The sequence below is a fragment of the Streptomyces sp. NPDC001492 genome, assembly GCF_053597275.1.
Genome location: NZ_JBSFHW010000090.1, coordinates 1 through 18,869 on the forward strand (window position 1 = coordinate 1; position 18,869 = coordinate 18,869).

At 69.4% G+C, this 18,869-nt stretch carries 28 protein-coding genes; all 28 read right to left on the minus strand.

The features are described 5' to 3' along the window. Positions 1 to 18: 18 nt before the first annotated feature. The 28 genes from ACWC1K_RS49420 to ACWC1K_RS49555 all read right to left on the minus strand — a co-directional run bounded on the left by ACWC1K_RS49420 (position 19) and on the right by ACWC1K_RS49555 (position 18,550). The gene (locus ACWC1K_RS49420; RefSeq protein WP_450840628.1) at positions 19 to 570 is read right to left on the minus strand and encodes a hypothetical protein; all 552 of its coding nucleotides are present in this window, start codon (positions 568 to 570) and stop codon (positions 19 to 21) included. Positions 571 to 661: 91 nt separating this feature from the next. Further along, the gene (locus ACWC1K_RS49425; RefSeq protein ID WP_450840630.1) at positions 662 to 1,384 is read right to left on the minus strand and encodes a hypothetical protein; all 723 of its coding nucleotides are present in this window, start codon (positions 1,382 to 1,384) and stop codon (positions 662 to 664) included. Beyond that, positions 1,384 to 1,842: a hypothetical protein gene (locus tag ACWC1K_RS49430; protein WP_450840631.1), complete on the minus strand. Its 459-nt coding sequence runs from the start codon at positions 1,840 to 1,842 to the stop codon at positions 1,384 to 1,386. Before ACWC1K_RS49430 ends, ACWC1K_RS49425 begins: the two co-directional genes overlap by 1 nt. A 91-nt stretch (positions 1,843 to 1,933) precedes the next feature. Further along, positions 1,934 to 2,335, minus strand: a complete 402-nt coding sequence (locus tag ACWC1K_RS49435) for a hypothetical protein (RefSeq protein ID WP_450840633.1) — start codon at positions 2,333 to 2,335, stop codon at positions 1,934 to 1,936. A gap of 306 nt (positions 2,336 to 2,641) precedes the next feature. Further along, on the minus strand, positions 2,642 to 2,953 hold the full coding sequence (locus ACWC1K_RS49440) for a hypothetical protein (RefSeq protein WP_450840635.1): 312 nt from the start codon (positions 2,951 to 2,953) through the stop codon (positions 2,642 to 2,644). Between the two features lie 137 nt (positions 2,954 to 3,090). Continuing rightward, a complete protein-coding gene (gene ssb, locus ACWC1K_RS49445; protein WP_450840637.1) occupies positions 3,091 to 3,591 on the minus strand; it encodes a single-stranded DNA-binding protein in 501 nt (166 codons plus the stop codon). Then, positions 3,588 to 4,529 carry a WhiB family transcriptional regulator gene (locus ACWC1K_RS49450; RefSeq protein ID WP_450840638.1) on the minus strand — a complete coding sequence of 314 codons (942 nt, stop codon included), beginning with the start codon at positions 4,527 to 4,529 and terminating at the stop codon, positions 3,588 to 3,590. The genes ssb and ACWC1K_RS49450 overlap by 4 nt, the downstream gene beginning before the upstream one ends. Beyond that, positions 4,526 to 5,044 carry a RusA family crossover junction endodeoxyribonuclease gene (locus tag ACWC1K_RS49455; protein WP_450840640.1) on the minus strand — a complete coding sequence of 173 codons (519 nt, stop codon included), beginning with the start codon at positions 5,042 to 5,044 and terminating at the stop codon, positions 4,526 to 4,528. The genes ACWC1K_RS49450 and ACWC1K_RS49455 overlap by 4 nt, the downstream gene beginning before the upstream one ends. A 2-nt stretch (positions 5,045 to 5,046) precedes the next feature. Beyond that, positions 5,047 to 6,225 (minus strand): phage Gp37/Gp68 family protein, encoded by a 1,179-nt coding sequence (locus tag ACWC1K_RS49460; protein ID WP_450840641.1) that lies wholly within the window; start codon positions 6,223 to 6,225, stop codon positions 5,047 to 5,049. Next, positions 6,215 to 6,427: a hypothetical protein gene (locus ACWC1K_RS49465; RefSeq protein WP_450840643.1), complete on the minus strand. Its 213-nt coding sequence runs from the start codon at positions 6,425 to 6,427 to the stop codon at positions 6,215 to 6,217. Before ACWC1K_RS49465 ends, ACWC1K_RS49460 begins: the two co-directional genes overlap by 11 nt. Continuing rightward, a complete protein-coding gene (locus tag ACWC1K_RS49470) occupies positions 6,420 to 6,932 on the minus strand; it encodes a hypothetical protein (protein ID WP_450840645.1) in 513 nt (170 codons plus the stop codon). The genes ACWC1K_RS49465 and ACWC1K_RS49470 overlap by 8 nt, the downstream gene beginning before the upstream one ends. Further along, on the minus strand, positions 6,929 to 7,708 hold the full coding sequence (locus ACWC1K_RS49475) for a hypothetical protein (RefSeq protein ID WP_450840647.1): 780 nt from the start codon (positions 7,706 to 7,708) through the stop codon (positions 6,929 to 6,931). The genes ACWC1K_RS49470 and ACWC1K_RS49475 overlap by 4 nt, the downstream gene beginning before the upstream one ends. A 124-nt stretch (positions 7,709 to 7,832) precedes the next feature. Beyond that, a complete protein-coding gene (locus ACWC1K_RS49480; protein WP_450840649.1) occupies positions 7,833 to 8,078 on the minus strand; it encodes a hypothetical protein in 246 nt (81 codons plus the stop codon). Positions 8,079 to 8,090: 12 nt separating this feature from the next. Beyond that, positions 8,091 to 8,432 carry a hypothetical protein gene (locus ACWC1K_RS49485; protein ID WP_450840650.1) on the minus strand — a complete coding sequence of 114 codons (342 nt, stop codon included), beginning with the start codon at positions 8,430 to 8,432 and terminating at the stop codon, positions 8,091 to 8,093. A 76-nt stretch (positions 8,433 to 8,508) separates the two neighbouring features. Beyond that, entirely contained in the window at positions 8,509 to 9,261 is a 753-nt protein-coding gene (locus tag ACWC1K_RS49490; RefSeq protein ID WP_450840651.1) for a methyltransferase, read from the minus strand. Between the two features lie 26 nt (positions 9,262 to 9,287). Next, positions 9,288 to 9,620 carry a hypothetical protein gene (locus ACWC1K_RS49495; RefSeq protein ID WP_450840653.1) on the minus strand — a complete coding sequence of 111 codons (333 nt, stop codon included), beginning with the start codon at positions 9,618 to 9,620 and terminating at the stop codon, positions 9,288 to 9,290. Between the two features lie 175 nt (positions 9,621 to 9,795). After that, on the minus strand, positions 9,796 to 10,056 hold the full coding sequence (locus ACWC1K_RS49500; RefSeq protein WP_450840655.1) for a hypothetical protein: 261 nt from the start codon (positions 10,054 to 10,056) through the stop codon (positions 9,796 to 9,798). 128 nt (positions 10,057 to 10,184) lie between these two features. After that, positions 10,185 to 10,724 carry a hypothetical protein gene (locus ACWC1K_RS49505; RefSeq protein ID WP_450840657.1) on the minus strand — a complete coding sequence of 180 codons (540 nt, stop codon included), beginning with the start codon at positions 10,722 to 10,724 and terminating at the stop codon, positions 10,185 to 10,187. A 250-nt stretch (positions 10,725 to 10,974) separates the two neighbouring features. Beyond that, entirely contained in the window at positions 10,975 to 11,223 is a 249-nt protein-coding gene (locus tag ACWC1K_RS49510; protein ID WP_450840659.1) for a hypothetical protein, read from the minus strand. A 904-nt stretch (positions 11,224 to 12,127) separates the two neighbouring features. Further along, a complete protein-coding gene (locus ACWC1K_RS49515) occupies positions 12,128 to 13,225 on the minus strand; it encodes a ParB/RepB/Spo0J family partition protein (protein ID WP_450840661.1) in 1,098 nt (365 codons plus the stop codon). After that, positions 13,225 to 13,908: a ParA family protein gene (locus ACWC1K_RS49520; protein WP_450840663.1), complete on the minus strand. Its 684-nt coding sequence runs from the start codon at positions 13,906 to 13,908 to the stop codon at positions 13,225 to 13,227. Before ACWC1K_RS49520 ends, ACWC1K_RS49515 begins: the two co-directional genes overlap by 1 nt. Positions 13,909 to 14,070: 162 nt before the next feature. Beyond that, complete coding sequence (locus tag ACWC1K_RS49525; RefSeq protein ID WP_450840665.1) at positions 14,071 to 14,232, minus strand: hypothetical protein; 162 nt, start codon at positions 14,230 to 14,232, stop codon at positions 14,071 to 14,073. Between the two features lie 11 nt (positions 14,233 to 14,243). Then, on the minus strand, positions 14,244 to 14,393 hold the full coding sequence (locus tag ACWC1K_RS49530; RefSeq protein ID WP_450840667.1) for a hypothetical protein: 150 nt from the start codon (positions 14,391 to 14,393) through the stop codon (positions 14,244 to 14,246). Positions 14,394 to 14,462: 69 nt separating this feature from the next. Continuing rightward, positions 14,463 to 14,933: an SLOG family protein gene (locus tag ACWC1K_RS49535; RefSeq protein ID WP_450840669.1), complete on the minus strand. Its 471-nt coding sequence runs from the start codon at positions 14,931 to 14,933 to the stop codon at positions 14,463 to 14,465. Further along, a complete protein-coding gene (locus ACWC1K_RS49540) occupies positions 14,930 to 15,715 on the minus strand; it encodes a DciA family protein (protein WP_450840671.1) in 786 nt (261 codons plus the stop codon). The genes ACWC1K_RS49535 and ACWC1K_RS49540 overlap by 4 nt, the downstream gene beginning before the upstream one ends. Next, complete coding sequence (locus ACWC1K_RS49545) at positions 15,708 to 16,127, minus strand: hypothetical protein (RefSeq protein ID WP_450840673.1); 420 nt, start codon at positions 16,125 to 16,127, stop codon at positions 15,708 to 15,710. The genes ACWC1K_RS49540 and ACWC1K_RS49545 overlap by 8 nt, the downstream gene beginning before the upstream one ends. 13 nt (positions 16,128 to 16,140) lie before the next feature. Next, positions 16,141 to 17,319, minus strand: a complete 1,179-nt coding sequence (locus ACWC1K_RS49550) for a cell wall protein (RefSeq protein WP_450840675.1) — start codon at positions 17,317 to 17,319, stop codon at positions 16,141 to 16,143. Positions 17,320 to 17,719: 400 nt separating this feature from the next. After that, positions 17,720 to 18,550: a hypothetical protein gene (locus tag ACWC1K_RS49555; protein ID WP_450840676.1), complete on the minus strand. Its 831-nt coding sequence runs from the start codon at positions 18,548 to 18,550 to the stop codon at positions 17,720 to 17,722. Positions 18,551 to 18,869: the final 319 nt, after the last annotated feature.

Below are 18,869 nucleotides of genomic sequence, written 5' to 3' on the forward strand. Positions count from 1 at the left end.
CATGCTGGTAGTCCCCCTTCAGGCGGGCAGGTAGTAGAGGTGGACGGCCTGGTCGTCGCCCTCGTGGGTCCAGTGCACGAACCACGGGCATTCGGCGTCCTCGGGCTGCCATTCGAAGTACGCCCAGTGCGCCTCCAGACGGTCGGCGGCGACCATGTCGAACGCCGGGTTGTAGAGGCAGCCGGAGACGTCCAGCTGGTACGCGTTCATCGCGTTGGTCGCGGCCTCACGGTCTGCGGTGAGGGCGATCAACTGCCCGTCTTCTCCGAGGGAGCAGATCGGCACGCCCTCCCACTCGCCCTCCAGGTCGTCCAGGGTGGGGTGGAAGCGGCCCATCGGCAGGGCCGGTACGGGCCCGACATCGTCGAGGTAGGTGAGGCCCTCGAAGTCGGGCCGGGTGTAGAAGGTGCTGCGCCGACCGTCGAGACGGATCCGGACGGAGGCGCCCTGTTCGGGCTTCAGGCCGGTGATGACGCCGGGCTTCTTCGGCGAGTCCGAGAGCTTCAGGTCGGAGTAGCGGGTGAACTCGATCCGGCGGCCGACGACCGCCTTCTGCGTCAGGCTGCTCATGCGGTGGAACCTCCTCAGGAGTGGTGGATGAAGGCCAGGAGGCCGGGGGCGGCGAACGCCAGCACCAGGGCGACGGCGAGCAGGCGGGTCGTCATGCGGGGACTACCTCCGCCCACGCGCCGCCCGGCACTTCGCGGACCAGGAGCGCGGCCGGGACACGGCGGTGCGGCTTGCCCGCCTCCTCGTGCAACTCGCCCCACAGGCGATCCCGGTAGGCCTGCGTGTCGCAGGTGATGACGTAGCCGTCCTCGCAGCGGACACCGAACAGGCAGGCGTCCTTGCGGCGCTGGTTACGCTCGTCGATGTGCGCGTTGTGCAACTCGACCGCGCGCTCCCCACCGACCTCCTCGCGCCAGGCCATCACCTTCGGCTTGTAGCGGGAGTACAGGCGGGAGAACTTCCACCGGACGGTGCCGTACTCGGCGAGCTCCGGCGCCTCGAAGCGGGGCGGGTAGTTCGACCACGTGTAGGGGAACGAGCGCTCCCACTCCACCTTGAACTGGAACGCCACCAGCTCCATGAAGTCGTACTCGGACAGCTCCGGGAGCGGCGCCGGGTGGGCCTCGATGTGCGCGGCGATCTCGTCGTAGGTGATCCGGTCACGCTGCCGGCCGTCGATGACGGCCTGCTTGCTGGTCAGCCGGTAGCGGCTGGTGGAAGTGCGGGACTCCCAGACCAGGGTGAACGTGGTCTCTCCGCGGGAGAGAACGAGCTGAGCCCGGGTCATCTTCTCGTTGGATTCGGCTGTGTTCTCCCAGCCGTTTCGACGTGCGAGGGCCAGCAGGTCGAAGCCCTTGGTAGGCAGAGCGGTCATCAGGCGGTGGTCTCCTTCGGGTTGGTGGTGCGCTGCTTGCGGGTGAACGGGAGCCGGCCGCCCGGGCCAGCCGAGGACCAGGCCGGTTCGGCCTGCACCGGCTCAGAAGGGGCAGAAAGCATGTCGGGGTGCCAGACCTCCACCCACACCCCGGAAAACCGCCAGCACGCCGCCGTACGGCCCGGCTGCGACACATCCAGCGTCGGCAGCAGGTGCCCGCTGTCCGGGCCGATCCGCTGCGCCAGGAACTGCGACTGCCGGTCCACGAAGTGGTGCAGGGCCTTGGCGGCGTCCCGGCCGCGGACCCTTGCGGACAGGTGGAGGCTGCCGTCGTCGAGGCGGGTGACCTGCCAGTCGCCGAGGAAAGCGCGCCGGTTGATGGTCCAGCCGTCACGCCAGTGCTTGACCGTCACGCGCCTGGTCGTGAGGACGGCGGGATGCAGGGAAGAGAGGCTCACGGGCGGGTCCTTCGGGTGAGGGCGGTGGTGAGGTGCGCGAGCGCGCGCGGGGTGAGCTGGAGGGCGGCCAACGGCCACAAGGCGAAGGCACTCAGAACGGCCACGGCTCGCCCCCTCCCCAACCACCTGCGGTGGCCCGCGTCTTGCGGGAGCGTCGGATACGCCGGGGCAGGCCGTAGCGATGCTGGTCGAGGCGGGTCTGGATACGGGACCAACGGGGGCATACGAGGGTGGTGCAGTCCGCGCAGTACGGGTCCGCGCTCTCTCCATCCAGATCTGGCACCCAGGCGGTAGCAGCGTGGAAGACGGGCGGGGCGGCGTTGAGTCGGGCGTCCCGTCGGCGGCGCATCCGCTCCAGGATCATCGCCTGGCTCGGCTCCACCCATGAGTGCATCTCGACGATGGCGTTCCAACGGCGGCCGTGAGCGGTCTTCTGTACGCCGCACCAGCGGCAGCCGTACGGCGACTCGAAGGTCAGACGGGTCACGGTCACGGGTGGTGCCTTCCGATCGTGGTCGGGATGGGGTGGGCCGCCCGCCGGCTGGCAGTGCGTTGGCGGGCGGCCCGGAACGTGGTGGGGGGGTGGACCGCGTGATCCCGTGCGGGGGTTTGGGGGGCGGGATCACGCGGTCCGGTGGCCTCCCCGAGGGGGGCGAGGGAGGCCGGGAGAGTGGTCTACAGGCCGTAGTGGTCGGACGGTTCGTCGACGGGGCCTTCGTGGGTGGCGCAGCCGTCGTAGTGGCGGCCGGCCGTCTGCTCTTCGGGTGTGGCGCCGCAGTCGCAGTTCATGGAGGACGCCTCAGTACAGGTAGCGCAGGACGCTGACGTGATCACCCTTGGACGCTGAGCACTCTGCGTTCAGCCAGCGGTCGAAGCGGCTGACGCTCTGGCCGAGGGAGTAGGCCGATTTGGCATCGCGCTTGTCCAGGGCCTCCATGCGCCGTTCCAGCTCGTCCATGAGCCAGCCGCGTGTGATGGTGACCGCTCGGGTGACAGGAACGGTGGAGGTCTCGTCCCAGACGGTGGCCAGGCGCTCATTGGACAGCCGGCTGATGGAGTCTCGGGCGATGGCCTCGGACTGGCGGGCGCGGTCCTGGATTGCGTTCTGCATGGGTTTCCCCCGTGGGTGGTGTGGTGCGGTATTGCCAGACTAACCCATATCCCATTGCATTGCAATGGTCGGTGCGGGATCCGGACACACCAAAGGGGCCCAGCCCCAAGGCCAGACCCCTCCGTGCGCGGCGCCCGTCAGAACGGAGGCTCGATGTCCCAGGCCTGGCCCGCCTGCGCGGCCGCGCCCGACGTCGCCCACGGATCGTCCATCCCCTCACGCGACGACGCCTGACGGGCAGCTGCGTACGCCTGCTGCTTCCCCGACCCCGACCCACCACCGGCCTTCTCCACCCGGGCCGTCGCGAACCGCAGCGAAGGCCCGATGGAGTCGATCAGCAGCGACGGACCCGACCGCTTCTCCCCGTCCTTCTCCCACCGCTCCGTCTTCAGCCGACCCGACACCACCACCTCCATCCCCTTGTCCAACGTCTCGGCGATGTTGCTGGCCACCTGGTCGAAGGCCTTCCCGTCGATGAAGAAGCTGTCGCCGTCGACCCACTCCCCACTGTTCGGGTCCTTCTTACGGGCGTTGAACGCCAACCGGACCCTCACCACCGCCTTCCCCGACCCGGCCGCGAACCGCAGCTCCGGCGCGTCGATCAAGCGGGCCGTTCCGTTCAGCGTCGGCAAGCTCACGCCGCTTCCTCCATGTCCGTCTTCGTCAGGCTCTTCACCACGGTCTTCTTCGTCAGCCGCGCGTGCGCCTTACGCACCGCCTCACGGTTCAGGTCCAGCTTCAGCGCGATCGCACGCAGCGGCAGGCCCTCCTGGGCGAGGGCGAGGATCTGGATGCCCGCCATGTCGATGACGTCGTCCACGGTCAGGCCCACGCCGGCCTCGCGCCGGATCCGGGTCTCCTGCGCCCAGCACAGCTCCAGCGCCGCCTCCCGGTCCCCGCGGCGGACCATCTTCAGACCTCGCTCACGCTGCTCGTACACGGACAGGGCGGCGGACACCACGGTCTGCCCCGTCCCCAGCCAGCGGGCGATGGACTCGTGCGAACGGCCCATCCTGGCCAGCGTCAGCAGCGACACCTCCGAGTACATCAGCAGGCGCTCCACCGACGACTCCTTCAGCGTGCGCCCGCCGGGCGGCGTCGGAACCAGCATCCGGAAAGCCCCGTAGACGGCGCGCGGCGAGGCGCTCATCCGCTCTCCTACCTCGGCCACGCTCATCTGCTGCTTCACCAGGCACCGCAGGATCTCCGCCCCGTACTGCACGGCCAGCTTCCGGGCGTCGGAGTTGTCCAGCCGGCGGGCGTGGAAACGATTCGTGGCGGTGCCTGAGGTGAGGAGCTGCTCCCGCTCGTCGCCTGTAAGGCCGCCCGCGATGCTGTCCCAGTCGTTGGTGTGCAGTGCTTTGTCGAGGCAGGCCTGCATCATTGGGCACCTGGCGCAGTAGGCCTTGGCTTCATGGATGCGCTCGGCGGGCGTGGTCTTCTCCGGCCAGAACAGGTCCGGGTCCGCGGTCCGGCACGCAGCCTGGGGGTGGCTGTCGGTGATGAGGGTGAGCGGGCGGGTGGTGAGGGCGGCCGGATTCGTAGGGCGGCCGGTGAGAGCGGTGGCGGTGGTCATGAGGTGGCTCCGGGAAGGGTGTAGAGGCGGATGATCGCGCCGGGCTCGGACAGGGCCTCGGGGTGCTCGCCGGGGAAGACCTTGCGGGCGGTGACGGCGATGATGCGGGAGTCGTCAGCGACGGCCTGGGCATCGGCGATGCCGTCGAAGGTGGAGCGGAGGAGCTTGTCGAGGTCTCCGCTGTCGCGGGTGTTGGGCCAGGTCTGACGGCGCTTGGGGGCACTGGCGGGCTTTCGGACGGTGAAGATGATTTCGGCCTCGAGTGGGCCGTCCAGCGTCGGCAGGTGCACGGGCACGTTGCCGATGTGGGATACGACGCGGGCCTCCAAGGCCGCTGCGGTGACCAGGGCCCGCCACGGCTTGACGCGCTTGGACTGTTCGACCAGGACGGCGGAGATGCGGCCGGAGGCACTGTTGCGGCGGTGTCCGGCGTACTTCTTGCTGCCCTGGGGTGCGGGGCGGCCGTTGACCACGATGGTGAGGCGGAGTTCGCGTTCGGTCTCGGGGGCGGTCATGGTCACGCGGACACCACCGGAAACTCGTCATGCGTGCGACCATCCAGCTCGCGGCCAGCCTTCTTCTTGCCGAGGCGGTACATGCCGGCCAGGTGGGCCCGGTCGTGTCCAGCGCGGATGGCTTCGCCGTAGCGGGGGCCGTCGGGGTAGGAGAGGTCGCCGGGTTGGTAGACGGTGCCGTCGTTGGCGACGGTGATGCCGAGTCCGCGGCGGGTGTTGAGGATGCGGCCCTGGTCGTCGAGTGGTGCGTCGACGCCCCAGGTTCCCCACTGTTTGAAGAGGTAGGGGACCCCGGCCAGGGCGCACTGGTTGCGGAGGCCGCGTGCCCAGTCGGGGTGCATAGGGCGGGCCTTGGCGCCGGACTCACCACCGCATACGACCCAGTCGAGGCGGGCGCTGGTGGCGGCCTGCCAGCGGCCGGGTACGCCGTAGCGCTGTCCGAGGGCGTCGTAGACCATGTCGGGCTGCTGCTTGCTGCTGGCGCTGATCCGCGTCAGGTCGATGGGACCGAGGAGGGGCTCGGCGCTGATCCAGCGGATCGCGGCGGGGGTGTCGAGGAGGGCAGGGATGCGGGTGTCGGCCCACTGCTGGTTCTCGACGGAGACGCCCATCCAAACGCCGGGCAGGGGCCACGGTGCTGCGTTGACATGCTGCTCGGCGTCGTCGGGTACGCCGGGGATGCGGTCGGGGTTGGCCTTGGAGACGGCCCACGCCATGCGGGAGCGGAAGTGGACGCCTGGGGCGTGCCCGTTGCCGCAGGTGCAGGTGTCAGTGAGGACGGATCGCATGCGCGCGTGCCGCTTGGTGAGGATCTGGTACTCGTGCTGCGGGGTGAGCGCCATGATGGCGAACACCTTGGCGATGAAGTCGGTGTCGACGTCCTTGTGAAAGAGGTCGGACTGGCTGTTGACGAAGATCTTGAGGGGCTTCTGCCAGTCCTTGGCGAGGGGCTGGGTGAGGCGGTCCTCGAGGTGGTTGATCTGCCCGGTCCAGTCGATGCGGCCGTCGGTCTTGTGGGTGGTGCCGGCGAACGCGGCGGCGATGTCCGGGTGCGGGTTGCTCTTGCGGATGTGCGCGGTGGTGATCGCATAGCAAGAGTCACAGCCCGGGCTGACGCGGTCGCATCCGATGATCGGCGACCAGGTCTTGTCGGCCCATTCGATGCTGGTGTCAGTGGCCATGAGGCTTCTCCGGGGCGGGGAGTTGGAGGTCGCGGGCGAGGGCTTCGCGGGCGGCGCGGTCGTGGATCGGGTTGTGGATGAAGCGGGTGACGATGGCGAGGCGTCCGCGGAGGATGGCGAGGTCCTGCTCGGCGGACAGCAGGCTGGGGTGGCGCTGGGCGAGTTCGCCGGCGAGCTGGTCGACGTAGGTCTGCTCAGGCATCCGTCTCACCCCGGAGCTGGCGGAGTTCTTCCTCGAGCTCGGCGACGCGCGCTTCGGCCTTCAGCCGGAATTCGTGCGGGGTGGGGTTGGTGCGGCGCTGGAGGGTGAGCGTGTACGAGTCGGTCGGTTTGTGGCCGTCGCGGAGGTCCATGGACACCGAGGGGGCGGTCTCGTAGTAGATCTCGGCGTAGTTCTCGGCTCCGCAGTCGTCGAGGACGGCGCGCATGGAGGCGACGTACAGCTCGAGGTACCAGCGGGCTTCGTCGAGTTCGACGGTGACGACGCCGTCCTTGACGGTGAGGGCCTTCATCATGGTGCCGTCGGTGAGGATCTCGGCGGCGAGGTCGCCGAGGCCGTCCATGGCGTGGTCGGCGGCCTTGGCGAAGTCGGGGCGGCGGCCGGTGCGGCGCCATTCGGTCCAGGAGGCGGCGAGCGCGTTACTGATGGCGGTGTGGGCTTGCTTCCAGCGGCGGTCGCGCTGCTCCTGTGTGAGGGTCTCGGTCACGGCTCGGGGTGCTCCTTCGGTGCGTCGGTTTCGGCGGCGCGGGCGGCGAGGCCTTCGGCGATCTCGTTCTGGTCCAGCGGCTGGGTCTTGTCGGCGGCCGCGGTGGCGCGGCGTACGCCCTCGCGGAGCTGGAGGACGACGGACGGCTTGGGCTGAGCGACGGGCAGGACGCCACGCGTGATGGCGGTCTCCCAGTCGAGTTCGTCTTCGATACCGTCCGGGTCGGCGACGGGTTCGGCGTGCGGCGTCTCGCAGTCGGCTGTGCGGTCGCGGGCTATGGCGAGGTCGCTGTAGCGGTTGATGGGCCAGCCGTGGACGGCGCCGTGGCGGCAGGCGATGTGGGCGGTGAAGACGCGGGGGGCGGTGTCGGGGTTGTCGGGGTCGGGGCCGGGGTTGTGTGTGAGGAGGGTGCCGTCTGCGAGTTGGGCGGTGGAGCCGTTCCAGGCGCGGACGGGGATGGGGAGGCGGAGGCGGGCGCTGTCGAGGGCGGCGCGGATGGCGGCCTGCTCGCTGGGTCCCATGGGGCCGACGAACAGCTTGCGGCGGACGGTGAGGGGGCGGCGGAGGTCGAGGACCGTGCCGGCCTTCTCCTCCGCCTTCTTGCCGTTGGGGTTGACCAGGGTGAGGGCCGGGATGTCGGCGGCCGGCTTGCGCGTGGTGCGCTTGCGGGCGGTGCCGGTGGCGGGCTTGGCGGCGGTCTTCTTCGCTGCGGCGCGCTTGGCCGGGGGTGCGGTGGGTTCGGCCGTCTTCTTGGCGGTGCGGGGCCTGCTGGTCATTTCCGTTCTCCGTCCTGCGGATCTGCTGCTGCGGTCGTGCTCCGGTGCTTGGTCTGGTGCTGGTGGAGGGTGATGAGGAGTGCTGTGGTGAGGCCGATGACGGCGGCTATGCCGTCTGGCCAGGTCACCGCTCGGGTACGCGGTCGATGACCTGGCGGAGGGCGGCGACGGCCTCGATGCCGTTCTGGAAGCCGTCGGCGTAGCCCTGCGCCCAGGCCGGGTCGTACGGGTCGGCCATGGAGGCGCGGGCCATCGCCGTGGCGGCGGGCAGCTTGCCGATGGCGTCGAGTTCGCCGTCGAGGAGGCCGGCCTGGTAGTTGGGGTCGTCGTCGGGGGTGGTCTGGCTGGTGTGGACGGTGAGGGCGGTCATGGCGTGGGCCTTTCAGACGGCGGGGTGGGGGGTGTGGGGTGCGGGTTCGTTGATGACGAAGTGCGCGTAGGCGGGGTCGATCTGGTCGGTGTCGAGGGTGAGGGCGTGTACGACGAGTTGGGCGCCGTGGTCGTGGCTGGTGGTGGTGTGGAGGGTCCACACGGCGGTGTGGTAGCCGGCGGGCTGGCGGTAGAGGGTTCCGCCGAGTGCGAGCAGCCACTGTTCGAGGTCGGGCAGGCTGGCGGTGACGATGTGGGCTTCGCCTGCGTGTTCGGTGATGCGGGTGTAGGGGAGGCCGTGCAGGTCGGCGGCGACTTCGGCCTTGACGGCGGCGTTGAGGGGTCGGGCGTGCATGGCGGGTCTCCCCTGGTGGTTGTTCACCCGGCCTGCGCAGCGCGGGGCGTGCGCGGCCGGGGAGTTCGCGGGTGGGTCAGGCGGCGGAGGACTTCGGGATCACGGCAATCACCGTGTGGACGCCGGTCCCGGTCTCCTTGAAGGCGCCTTCCGGCAGCGGGTGTATCTGACCCCCCTCGGCTTCCAGCAGCGACCGGAACTGGCGGGTCAGCGGCGTATCGCGGAAGGTGACGCCGTTCGACATGACCGCGACCAGCAGGCCGCCCGGCTTCAGGAACCGATGGGCGTGCAGCACGTGCCGGATATCGTCCTGGCGGGCGAACGGCGGGTTCATCACCACGCGGTCGTAGCCAGTTCCCGGCTCCGTGGCCAGAAAGTCACGGACCAGGACCAAGTTGGCGTATCCCGCGTCGAAGATGACGGACGCGTTGCTCTCCTGGACCTCGATGCAGTCGACTACGCAGCCCTCGGCGGCGACGGCGGCGGCGATGGCACCCCGGCCGGCCGACGGCTCAAGCAGCTCCATGCCAGCCTTCAGCTCGGCAAGGTCGATGAGCTGTTGGACGACCGGGGTGGGGGTGGGGAAGTAGCCGAACTGCTGCTTGGTGCTGACGACTTCGCCGGTGAGGATGACGGGCTCGATTGCCTCGGCGGCGTCACCGTCGAAGAGGTGGGCGCGCTCCTTGCGGCTCCACTTGCCGCCCGCCGCCTCCAGTACCTTGGCGGTGTCCAGGTACAGCTTGCGGTCGAGGGTGCCGGTGAGGACGAGACGGGGGCCGTCGGTCTGGGCGCGGTCGAGGACTTCGAGGACGCTGGTGGGGACCTTCATGGGTGATAACTCCTGGCGGTTTCGGGTCAGGCGGTTTCGCGGTGGCGGTCGGCGCACAGCGGGCACTGGTGGCGGCCGAGGTTGTAGCCCTCGCCGGGCTCGATGACGTGCGCGTCCGGGTCGTTGGGGTCGAAGATGACCGGGCAGTAGCAGGAACAGGCGCATTTGCGGATGTGGCCGCCGTAGGGGATGCACAGGCCTGCGATGGACGCGGCGGCGAGCATCAGGGCGAGGTATTCGCCGTTGGGGGGCTGGTCGTCGGCGAGTTCCATGACGCGGTCGAAGCGCTCCTGGGTGTCCTGGTCCAGCGCGTTGTAGTCGGCGGTGGGGGACTTTTGGGCGTGCGTCATCACGGCCATGGCGGCGCTCCTGATGAAAGGGGGTTACTCCGACAGCCCGTTGAGGGGTTCTGTCGTTGTCGGCTTGACCACAGTAACCCATATCCCATTGCATTGCAATGGTGTGCACGGGTGGGCATGAGAAAGCCCCCGACTCCCGGGCGGGGAGTCAGGGGCTACACAAAGGGGCCGGCCGTCAGGGCCAGTCGGCGGAGGCTCTCAGCTTCGCCGCGGTGCGCTTGAAGTGCGCGTCAAGCAGCTCGCTCCACGACACGTACACGACGCGCCGGGCGCCCACGTGGACGGTCTCGATGCCGTCCTCCTGGACGTAGCGGCGCAGCGTGTTGACCGGTGCGCGGTGCCCGGTGCGGGCGAACAAGGCGGACGCCTCCTCATAGGTGACCGGGTCCTCAATCCCGGGCGCGAGCGGAAGCGGGGTGTGGTGCGTTGCGGCCATTTCGGCGGCCTCCCATGACGGCGACCACAGTTCGCAGCTGACGGCGGCCGTAGCGGGTGGACCCTGAAGGGTCCGGGTGCGGAGTGCGTGAGTGGTGGATGTTTCTAGGTAGACACCCGTGGCGGGGGTCAGGTTGCGCTCATGCGCCAGATTTCCGTGCGGCGGACTTTCTGCGCGGCCAGGCGCTCCAGAGTCCAGCTGGATGTGAGGCCGTCTGGGGTACGGCACTTGGCGTGGCTGCACTGCGCCCGCTTACCCCGCTCGTCCCACATCAGTCCCCATCGCCCGCAGCGGGGGCAGGGGTGCTTGCACACCTCGTCGGTCTCGCCGAGGCGGACGAGGTGCTCGAGGCGGTGCGCCTCGAACATGGTGTCGCGGTAGGAGCGTTGGATGTCGTCGGCGTCCGCGGTGTTGTCGAGGCTCCAGTCGTACAGGTCCTCGATCCGCTCGGGGAGTGGTTTCGGCTGGGGGGTGATGGTGGTGGTCTGGTCGACGATCTCGGCGACGGTTTTGGCGAGGTAGTCGATGACGCCGAGGTTGAGGGGTGCGCCGGGGGTGGTGGAGGCGGTTCGCCGTTCGGTGGGCCCGTGTTGGGGGTGCTGCCGCAGGTCTTCGCTGTTGAGCAGGCGGAGGGCGCTTGCTGCGTCAAGTGCGGTGTTTCGGCCCATCTGGCGTCCCCTTCCCCATGGCCTGCCCCGGGGCGCGTGGTGGGGGCACAGGGCTGTGCGGGGCGCGCGCCGGGTTGGCCGGAAACTGCTGATTCCGGGTGTCCGGACGCCCCATCCTGGCACGGGAGGTACAGGAGGTGAACGCACTGTAAGAAACGATCAACGGCCCGTGCGTACTGTTACGCATCCGTCACTTTTGTGAAGAAAGCGCAACCCCTGGCATATTCAGACAATCTTGACTGTGAGTCAGTCAGGCCAGCAGCCCCGGCGCGGTCATCATGCCCTCCAGCATGGCGTCCAGGTCCGAGAACGCTTCCTGCCCGAGGATGCCCTGTTCGTGGGCGCCGCGGAGCATGATGCGCACCGCCCGCAGGGTGATCAGGTAGTCCTCCGCACTGTCCGGATCGGTGAGGCTGCGCCCGTGCTTGGCGAACAGGTCCTCCACGACGGCCGCCAGCTTCTCGTGCGGCGTCAGATCGGACGTGGGCTGCTGCGGCACGTGCGGACGCTCCCTGCGATCTCGGCGCGGGGGGCGGGCCGCCGTACTGCTGTTGCGGATGAGAGGGATGACCGTTGCGGTCAGGGCACGGTCGGGCCCGGGATTGGCCGGCTCTGCTGCGGACATAGGGGCGTCTCCGCTCCTCCGGCAGATATTGGGAAGGGTCCTCGTACGACCCGGGAGAAGTCGGCGTGCTCCCGGGCCTGGTCCCGCAGCGCCCGGCTGCCAGTCCGGTGTGCGGGCTGCCACTGTTGCACCTCCGTGTGTGCGTGGGTAAGGGATGACTCAGTTTTCACGTGTCCCTGACGCATGATTGAGACATCTTGGGCCTGAGGGTGACTGCCCGTGGACAGGATGCCTGCACACTGTCGTGGGATGGTGGGGGCCCGGTGAAGATCCTGGGATGGTCTGGACCGGTGGTGGCCCGGGAACGGGCATGAGAAAGGCCCTCCACTTGGCGGGGCGGGATGTTGCCGACAACACGCCCCGGCCGGGAAGGGCCTCACAACCTCATGCGGCGGGTGCATGCCCCGCTCAACACGGCGATTGTAGCGGCGGACCTCACCACGCGGGGAGGGGTTGTTCCCTCTGGGGCGGGGCCGGCGGTCGCAGGAGGGGGATGGCCGGGTTGTGGGGGGTGGCTTGCGCGTGGGCCGGGACCAACCGTGGTGGGCTGCGATCCACGCACGCCGTCCCGGCCGTGCGGCCGCCAGACCCCAGGACTGGCAGCGCTTCCACCCAACCTCTGGATATATGCGCGCTCAAGGGGGTCGGGGCGTAGATCACGCGTGTGGGTGACTCAGAAACCCCGGCAACGCACCCGTTTTCGACCGAAGTTGACCGTGGACGACCGTGCCCCGCACGCCCGGTTCGTACGGGGTGTGCGGGGCACGGTGCGCGTGCGTCAGGAAGCGTGCTCCGGGGCGACGTTCAGGCCGCGCTCGGCGGCGTTCTTGTTCATCACCCGCAGCATCTCCGTGAAGGCATCGACGGGCATCCTCCTGATGAGGTGCCAGGCGACGACGACGCCGTTGTCGTACGGCAGCGCGCGGCCCTCCGGGAGTGCCTGGTCCGCTTCCGCAGGTTCAGCCCGGGGCTCGGGTACCTGCTGGTTCTCGGGCTCTTCCGCGTCGAGTGGCGGGGCCAGTTCTGTCGGCCGGGTGTCTCCTTGTTGGTTTACCGCGGTAAACCGGTCTGGCTGCGGAGTGCCGTTGGCGGCCGCCGGTGCGGGCGGGGGCGGCTGCTGGTTTACCGCGGTAAACCGCTCCTGTGGCGCCGCAAGAGCCGGTTCGGGGGCTCCGGCGGTCTTCCACCGGTCCGCCGCCTCCTTGGCCGCCTTCCGCTTGGCGACCTCTTCCTCCCACGCCACGTCCTGCACCTCCGCGGGCAGGCCGGCGATGTCCCGGGCCACGCGTACCGGCATCTCGCCGCTAGAGACGAGGTCCTGCAAGGCAGGGGTGAGCTTGAGGAGCTTGCGCTGCTGGCTGACCCAGCCTTTGGTCCTGCCGTAGTAGACGGCGACCTGGTCGGCGCCGCCGAGCTGGGTGACCATGATGTCGATACCCAGGGCGCGTTCGATGGGGTCGAGGTCTTGGCGGTCGTTGTTCTCCGACTGCACGGCGTCCAGGAACGCGGCGCGGGAGGCGGCTACGTCTTCCTTGTGGACGACCTCGAGGGCGGGCCGGCCCGCGAGTCGGGAGGCGCGCCAGCGGCGTTCCCCGTTGGCGATGACGTAGGAGGCGTCGCCGACGTGCTCGGCCTCCTCGGGCCACAGCTTGAGGTAGGCCGCGCGGGAGACGACGACCGCGGGCTGCAACTGCTCCTTGGCGAGCTTGGCCCCGAACTCGCGGAGCTCCTCCTCGGTCCCGAAGCGGCGCCGCGGGTTGAACCGGGTGGGCACGAGACGGTCCAGTGGCAGGAACATCAGCAGTGGCTGGCTCTGCCCGGGGACGTCCTCGACCGGTGCGCCGGCGAGGGAGGCGAGGCTGGTGCGGCGGCCCATCAGCTGCGACCCCCGTATCCGCGCTCCAGAGCGAGGCGGTAGAAGTCCTCGCGTGCCTCCATGGCGACCCGGTTCTTCGGGTACTGGGTGACGACCTGGCCCTCGAGGGAGGCTCTCGTGTGGACCTTGTAGCGGCGGATGACGCTCTGGGTGCGGGGCCAGCCCTGGGCGTCGATGAAGTCGTTGGTGTCGTCGAGGTCGGCGTGGCCGTCGCGGGGGTCCCAGGCGTTGACGACGACGTTGTACGGGATGCCGCGGGGTTTGAGGACCTTCTCGATGGTGCGGGTGGTGGCGTCGAACACCAACGGCTCAGGCGGCATGGGGACGAGGGCTTCGTGGGCGACGTCGAGGGCGGCGAACAGGAGGGCTTCGTTCTCGATGTTGCCGGGGGTGTCGATGAAGACGTAGCGGTAGCCGCCGTTGGGGTCGATGCCGGAGCGGCCGAGGCTGTAGTCGACGACGGCGCCGAGGTTGACGGTGGCGGTGGTCTTGCCGACGCCGCCCTTCTGGTTGCAGACGACGATGATCCGCGTGTTCTCGCCGAGGTTGGCGAGGTTGCGGATGCTGTTGGGGTCGTCGTGGGCCTGGGCGAAGTCGAAGGGGAGCTCGTCGCCGACGCGGTTGGCCCACCAGACGGCGGATCCTTGTGGGTCGGTTGAGACGACGAGTACGCGTGATTGCATGATGCTCCGTGTGCTTCCCGTGGGTTCCGGTACTTCGGGCAACGGGCATCATTCCAGACTGGTGGCGGGCGGTTGGTGAGGCCTGCCGGTTTACCGCGGTAAACCGGCACCAGGCGGAGCCGCATCCTCCGATTGGTTTACCGCGGTAAACCAGAGCGGCCGTCAGCCCTCCTCGTCTTCGTCGTCCTCAGCCAGGCCGATCCCGTCGGGGTACTGGGGTTCCTGGAACAGGTCGTGCCGCTCCCACAGGGGTCGGGGCACTATCGGCCGGGCGGGTGCGAGCGCGCCGGGGAGGCGGTTCGGCGGGAGTGTGGTGGTCTTCATCGTGGTTCTCCTCAGTCGCCCATCGGGAGCATGCGGCGCACGTGCGCGTAGTTGTCGAGCCAGGCCCGTTCCTTGGCTTCCTGCTGGCGGTGCCACTCGGCGTTGTACTTGAGCCCGGGGATGGGGGCTGTCTCGGTGGGCGGGTCGGCGAGGGCGAGCATGCGCGGCTCCGATCGTGCGCGGGTGATCACCTACACCGTGCATCAGATTCCGCGCGGTGTTGCCCCCGCTCAGTCCTGCACGCGCCAGACGGGGATGCCTGCGGCTTCGGCGCGGCGGATGCAGTCGGCGGTGCCGTGGGAGTCGTGCGGGCGTGCGGTGCGGCACTTCGGCAGGGTGCACGGGGTGGCGGCCGCGACGAACAGGAGCGGGTGTTCGTCGACCATGCCCTGGTTGCGGCGGTGGCCGGCTTGGGGGCAGTAGGTGGTGTCGCGGCGGGGCCGTCGGTGCCCGGGCTTGCAGTCGGCCGCGCACGGGGCTTCCCAGTCGGCGGGCCGGTCGCGGACGAGGATGCCGTTGTGGATGGCCCAGTCGCGGCCGATGGTGTCGGCGCCCTCGGCGCAGCCCTGGATCAACTCGATGCCGGTGTAGCCGTCTTGGAGGGCGTCGTGCCACACGTCGAGGAGGGTGTCCTCGAGGCGCCCGCGGTCCGGGTACAGGCGGCTGCCGGTCAGGCCGATGAGGGCCACAGCGCCGTTCATGCGACGTCGAAGGCTCGGCGCGGTGTCTGTCCACCGCGGTGTTGTCGGGCGTAGGCGCGTGCGCGGGCGAGGGACTCCTCCATACTGCCCGCGGCCGGGCTGGTGGTCTCCTGTGTCCAGACGGCGTCGCGGTGTTCGTCCTCGGGCTGCCGGTTGGCGCGGAGGGCGGCCTCCTGCCGGGCCATGGCCTCGGCCACGTACGGGTCGACCGCGGGCGGTTCGGGCCGGTGCTCGAGGGCGACGGCGCGCGCACCCTGATATCCGGGGCAGCCGTCCTCCCGGGTGCGTACGGGCGCCTCCGGGGTGACGGCCGGGGCCTGCTCGGGTGCTATGTCGGCGCGTTCCGGGGTGCCGCCGGGGGCGAGGATGCGCAGGGCGCGGACCGTACGGCCGCCGGTCTTCTCGTGGATGCGGCGCAGCGTCTGCGCCTGGAACAGCCGGAGCTGGGTGGCGTAGGCGGGCGAGGCGGGGCGCAGGTGGAGGATGCCGGTGTCGTGTTCGAAGCGTTCCGCGGTCACCTTCCCGACGAGTTCGGGGGCGATCGACGGCCATTGGTCGAGGATGCTGCCGCCGGTCTCGGGGGGTTCCCAGCCGCGGTCGCCCATCATGCCGGTGATTGCGGCCGCCAGGCCGATGGGGTCACGGCCGCCGGTACGGGTGACGCGCCGGCTGGGTCCGGTGCGCTTCTTCTGCTGCGGGGCGGGCTGGTTCTTGGCGGCGGCGCGTGCGGCGAGGAGGGCGGAGCGGGCGAGGTCGACGCCGGACAGTTCGGGCTCAGCCATCGCTGGCCTCCGCTCCAGGCCGCCGGTCGATCGCCTGCACGTGATCCACAGCGACGGCCGCTACCTGGATCAGCTCCTTGCGCAGGTGGGTGAAGTCGCCGCGTGTGCTGCCGCTGGTGAAGTTGGCCTCGTTGGCCGCCTTGGCGGCTTCGCCGACTTCCTCTGTGAGGATCGAGATGTGCTCGAAGTCGTGCATGTTCTGCACCCCCCACTTCTCGTCCTGCCGCTGCCGTTCGGCCACCACGGCGTCCAGAACCCGCTTCAGGGACGGGTCGATAGGCGACAGCACAGCCAGTACGGCGTCGGCGACTTCTCCGGCGTTGACCTTGGCGGCTTCCTCGTCGGAGAAGTTCATAAGGAACGGCGTGACGACGTCGGCGATGCGATCACGGAGTTCGGTCTGTTCGGACATGCCGGGTCTCCTGTCAGAAGGCGGGGGCGAGGACGGTGTTGGTGCCGAGGAAGGCGGCGAAGTCGGCGGCCGCGTCGGCGTCGGTGTGGGCGGCTTCAGCCTCACGGGCAAGGTCGGCCCAGCCGTTGGCGGTCGCGTTGCGGTGGAGCTTGGCGAGGCCTGCCTTGTGGGCCGCGAGGAACGACTGCTGCTGGCCGATGGTGGCGCGGAAGGCGCCCTCTGCCGGGTTCTCCAGCTCGTAGCGTTCGACGGCCTGGGCGCGCTTGTGGTCGGCCTGCTGGCGGTCGGCGAGGACGGCCCGGATGTACGCGGCCGGCCGCTTGGGCCGCCAGCGCTCGCCGGTGCAGAGGCCGTTGAGGTAGGCGGCGATGCCGTACGCGTCGAGTCCGCGGTCGATCAACGGGCGCAGGCAGTAGGCGAGCGGGCGGAGGGGCACGCGCTGCGTCCAGTTCACCAGGGGGCGGACTTGGGCGGCGATGCGGATGTCCTGGGCGACCTGGAGGGCGTGCCTGCCGCTCTTGCTGCTGCCGTTGCTGCTGTTGGACCTCTGCTGCGGGATCGATGCGCGGTCTCGGCTCGCGGTCTTCCGCGAGGTGTAGTTACTACCCCCCACCATCTTCAGCTTTCCGTCTTCCTCTACCCAGGTAAGGGAAGGGGTCTCAAGGCCCGAAGATCCGGAGTTATCCACAGCCGGGTTACCCGGGGTATCCACAGGGTCCTTTGGGGCGGCTTTGGGGGAGGTCTTGCAGTCCCGCATGTCGATGACGATCCGCGCGCTGTACCCGGCACCGACGATCCGGTGCCCCATTGCGTCGTCGTACGCGGCGGGGATGACGGCGGCGTACTCGGTGGCGGTGGCGGCGTAGCCCTTGAGACCCATCGCAGCCCGTACGTTCTTCCGGCTGCCGTGCTGGACGTAGGCGAGCGCGCCCAGCTCCCGGAGGTAGCCGACGTGCCGGTACAGGTTCGCGCGGGAGATCCCCGTACGCGTGACCATCTCGGCTTCGCAGTAGCGGACGTGGCCGGTGCTGTAGTCCATGCGGGCGGCGAGGTCGTCGGCGACGCGCTGCGTGGTGGCGTTCGCGCGCGGGTGGAGGCCGGCCCCGATGAGCCAGCGGACCGCGGCGAGCCACTTTCGGGGTGCGCTCCAGCGGGAGGCGGTGTGGGCGACCTCCTGCGCGGCCCCGTACACGAGGGCGCCGGGTGTCGACTCGTCGACATTGCGGAGGGGTGATTTGCCCCGAGACTGCGGCGAATCGGATGCGTCAAGCTGACAAGAGGGTGTCGCGTGCTGCACTATGTACCTGCCGTCCTGCGGACATGCAAAAGCCCGCTCGGTGGTGAAGGTGGTTCCGACCAGAACCTGAACTCGCTCGGATCTCGGACCCGGTCGCCAAACCGGATCAGAGGCTCAGAGCCTTAGCTCGGTCGCCAAAACCGAGCCGTTGCACAAAGGCCGCAGACGGTGCGCCAACACCAAGCGGCCAGGCGGTTGAGGCACACGGCCTCCCGCCCGACTACGAACTACGTCATCGAATCCCCCTCAACGGGTGGGGTCTGCCATGGCTGGGCCGCCACGGAAATTGGGGCGCTCACGCGGCGGGGGCGAGGTCGGTGAAGCAGCCGCATCCGCCTTCGTCGAACAGATCGAGCTGTTCGGGCTGCTCCTCAATACGGCGGCGCAGATCAGCCAGCGTGAGTGGCTTCGTCGTGCCGCCAGTGCGGTCACGGAGTATCGACACGTCCTTGCCGAGCTTGGCGCGCATGCGCTGCTCGAACGCCTCATGCTTCGCGTACAGCTCCGGGAAGACTTCCAGCAGCCGCACCCACTGCCCTACGCCGCCCTTGACGCAGGCTCCGCCGCAGTTGTTGTGCGCAAAGCCGAGCTGGTACAGCCGCGGGTCGGGCAGTCCGGCGGCGCGGGCCTCGGCGCGCAGCTGCCGCTTGTCGAAGTACGGGGGCTCGGTCAGCGGGTACTCGACGGGCCAGGGAGCCCACCCGGTCCGGTTGCCGGGGATACGGTGCGGCTCGGTCCAGTCGAGGCCCACGTACAGCACGGTGTCCGCCGGGTCGGTGTTGGCGGTCAGCCAGTCGCGGCAGGGCTTGACCTTCAACTCCAGCGAGCACTGCGCGATGCGGGTGTTGCCGAGCCACCGATTGTCCTCGAACACCTGCATCGGGTCGCGCTCGCGGGTGTCGGCGACGCGGGTTATCGGCACGCCCAGCTGAGCGCTGGCCGCGTCGTTGAACTCGTACAGCCCCTCGTCCTCGGCGTTGGTGTCGGCGAACAGCAGAACCGTGCTGGCCGTGCCGTGCTCGGCGATGACATGGCGGGCGGTCGCCCAGGAGGTAATGCCTCCCGACCACATCACGACGTGCTTGACCTGCTGCTGCTTGAGAGGGGAGATGGTACTTGCGCTCAACGGCGGTGTGATCTTCACGCCGGAGTCGCGGGTCCCACTACCTGTCCGTCCCGGGGTCCGGGTACGCTTCGTCATGTCGACGCCTTCATTCGCTTGGTCGCGGTGTGGTGTCGTCAGCCCTCGCGTTCCGGCTTCGCAAACCGGGACCGCCACCACGGTGGCAGCGGGGGCTTCCGACTTTGTCGGAGTGCGTCCTCCGCCCAGCCTCGCAACTGACTGAACGTCTGACGCTAGGCGAAGCCTACCCGCTGACGTGCCCATCTGTCTCAGCTCCCTTCCCCCGTGTCGTTGGTCCGTTTGTCACACCGCAGTTCACGCG

Coding starts and splice junctions, on each gene's coding strand:
- ACWC1K_RS49515 (WP_450840661.1), bottom strand. CDS start 13,225: ATGGGCCGCCGCACCAGCCTCGCCTCCCTCGCCGGCGCACCGGTCGAG.
- ACWC1K_RS49455 (WP_450840640.1), bottom strand. CDS start 5,044: ATGACCGCCCCCGAGACCGAACGCGAACTCCGCCTCACCATCGTGGTC.
- ACWC1K_RS49460 (WP_450840641.1), bottom strand. CDS start 6,225: ATGGCCACTGACACCAGCATCGAATGGGCCGACAAGACCTGGTCGCCG.
- ACWC1K_RS49475 (WP_450840647.1), bottom strand. CDS start 7,708: ATGACCAGCAGGCCCCGCACCGCCAAGAAGACGGCCGAACCCACCGCA.
- ACWC1K_RS49495 (WP_450840653.1), bottom strand. CDS start 9,620: ATGGCCGTGATGACGCACGCCCAAAAGTCCCCCACCGCCGACTACAAC.
- ACWC1K_RS49425 (WP_450840630.1), bottom strand. CDS start 1,384: ATGACCGCTCTGCCTACCAAGGGCTTCGACCTGCTGGCCCTCGCACGT.
- ACWC1K_RS49545 (WP_450840673.1), bottom strand. CDS start 16,127: ATGTCCGAACAGACCGAACTCCGTGATCGCATCGCCGACGTCGTCACG.
- ACWC1K_RS49540 (WP_450840671.1), bottom strand. CDS start 15,715: ATGGCTGAGCCCGAACTGTCCGGCGTCGACCTCGCCCGCTCCGCCCTC.
- ACWC1K_RS49485 (WP_450840650.1), bottom strand. CDS start 8,432: ATGCACGCCCGACCCCTCAACGCCGCCGTCAAGGCCGAAGTCGCCGCC.
- ACWC1K_RS49450 (WP_450840638.1), bottom strand. CDS start 4,529: ATGACCACCGCCACCGCTCTCACCGGCCGCCCTACGAATCCGGCCGCC.
- ACWC1K_RS49465 (WP_450840643.1), bottom strand. CDS start 6,427: ATGCCTGAGCAGACCTACGTCGACCAGCTCGCCGGCGAACTCGCCCAG.
- ACWC1K_RS49525 (WP_450840665.1), bottom strand. CDS start 14,232: ATGAAGACCACCACACTCCCGCCGAACCGCCTCCCCGGCGCGCTCGCA.
- ACWC1K_RS49440 (WP_450840635.1), bottom strand. CDS start 2,953: ATGCAGAACGCAATCCAGGACCGCGCCCGCCAGTCCGAGGCCATCGCC.
- ACWC1K_RS49530 (WP_450840667.1), bottom strand. CDS start 14,393: ATGCTCGCCCTCGCCGACCCGCCCACCGAGACAGCCCCCATCCCCGGG.
- ACWC1K_RS49490 (WP_450840651.1), bottom strand. CDS start 9,261: ATGAAGGTCCCCACCAGCGTCCTCGAAGTCCTCGACCGCGCCCAGACC.
- ACWC1K_RS49420 (WP_450840628.1), bottom strand. CDS start 570: ATGAGCAGCCTGACGCAGAAGGCGGTCGTCGGCCGCCGGATCGAGTTC.
- ACWC1K_RS49480 (WP_450840649.1), bottom strand. CDS start 8,078: ATGACCGCCCTCACCGTCCACACCAGCCAGACCACCCCCGACGACGAC.
- ACWC1K_RS49520 (WP_450840663.1), bottom strand. CDS start 13,908: ATGCAATCACGCGTACTCGTCGTCTCAACCGACCCACAAGGATCCGCC.
- ACWC1K_RS49505 (WP_450840657.1), bottom strand. CDS start 10,724: ATGGGCCGAAACACCGCACTTGACGCAGCAAGCGCCCTCCGCCTGCTC.
- ACWC1K_RS49500 (WP_450840655.1), bottom strand. CDS start 10,056: ATGGCCGCAACGCACCACACCCCGCTTCCGCTCGCGCCCGGGATTGAG.
- ACWC1K_RS49535 (WP_450840669.1), bottom strand. CDS start 14,933: ATGAACGGCGCTGTGGCCCTCATCGGCCTGACCGGCAGCCGCCTGTAC.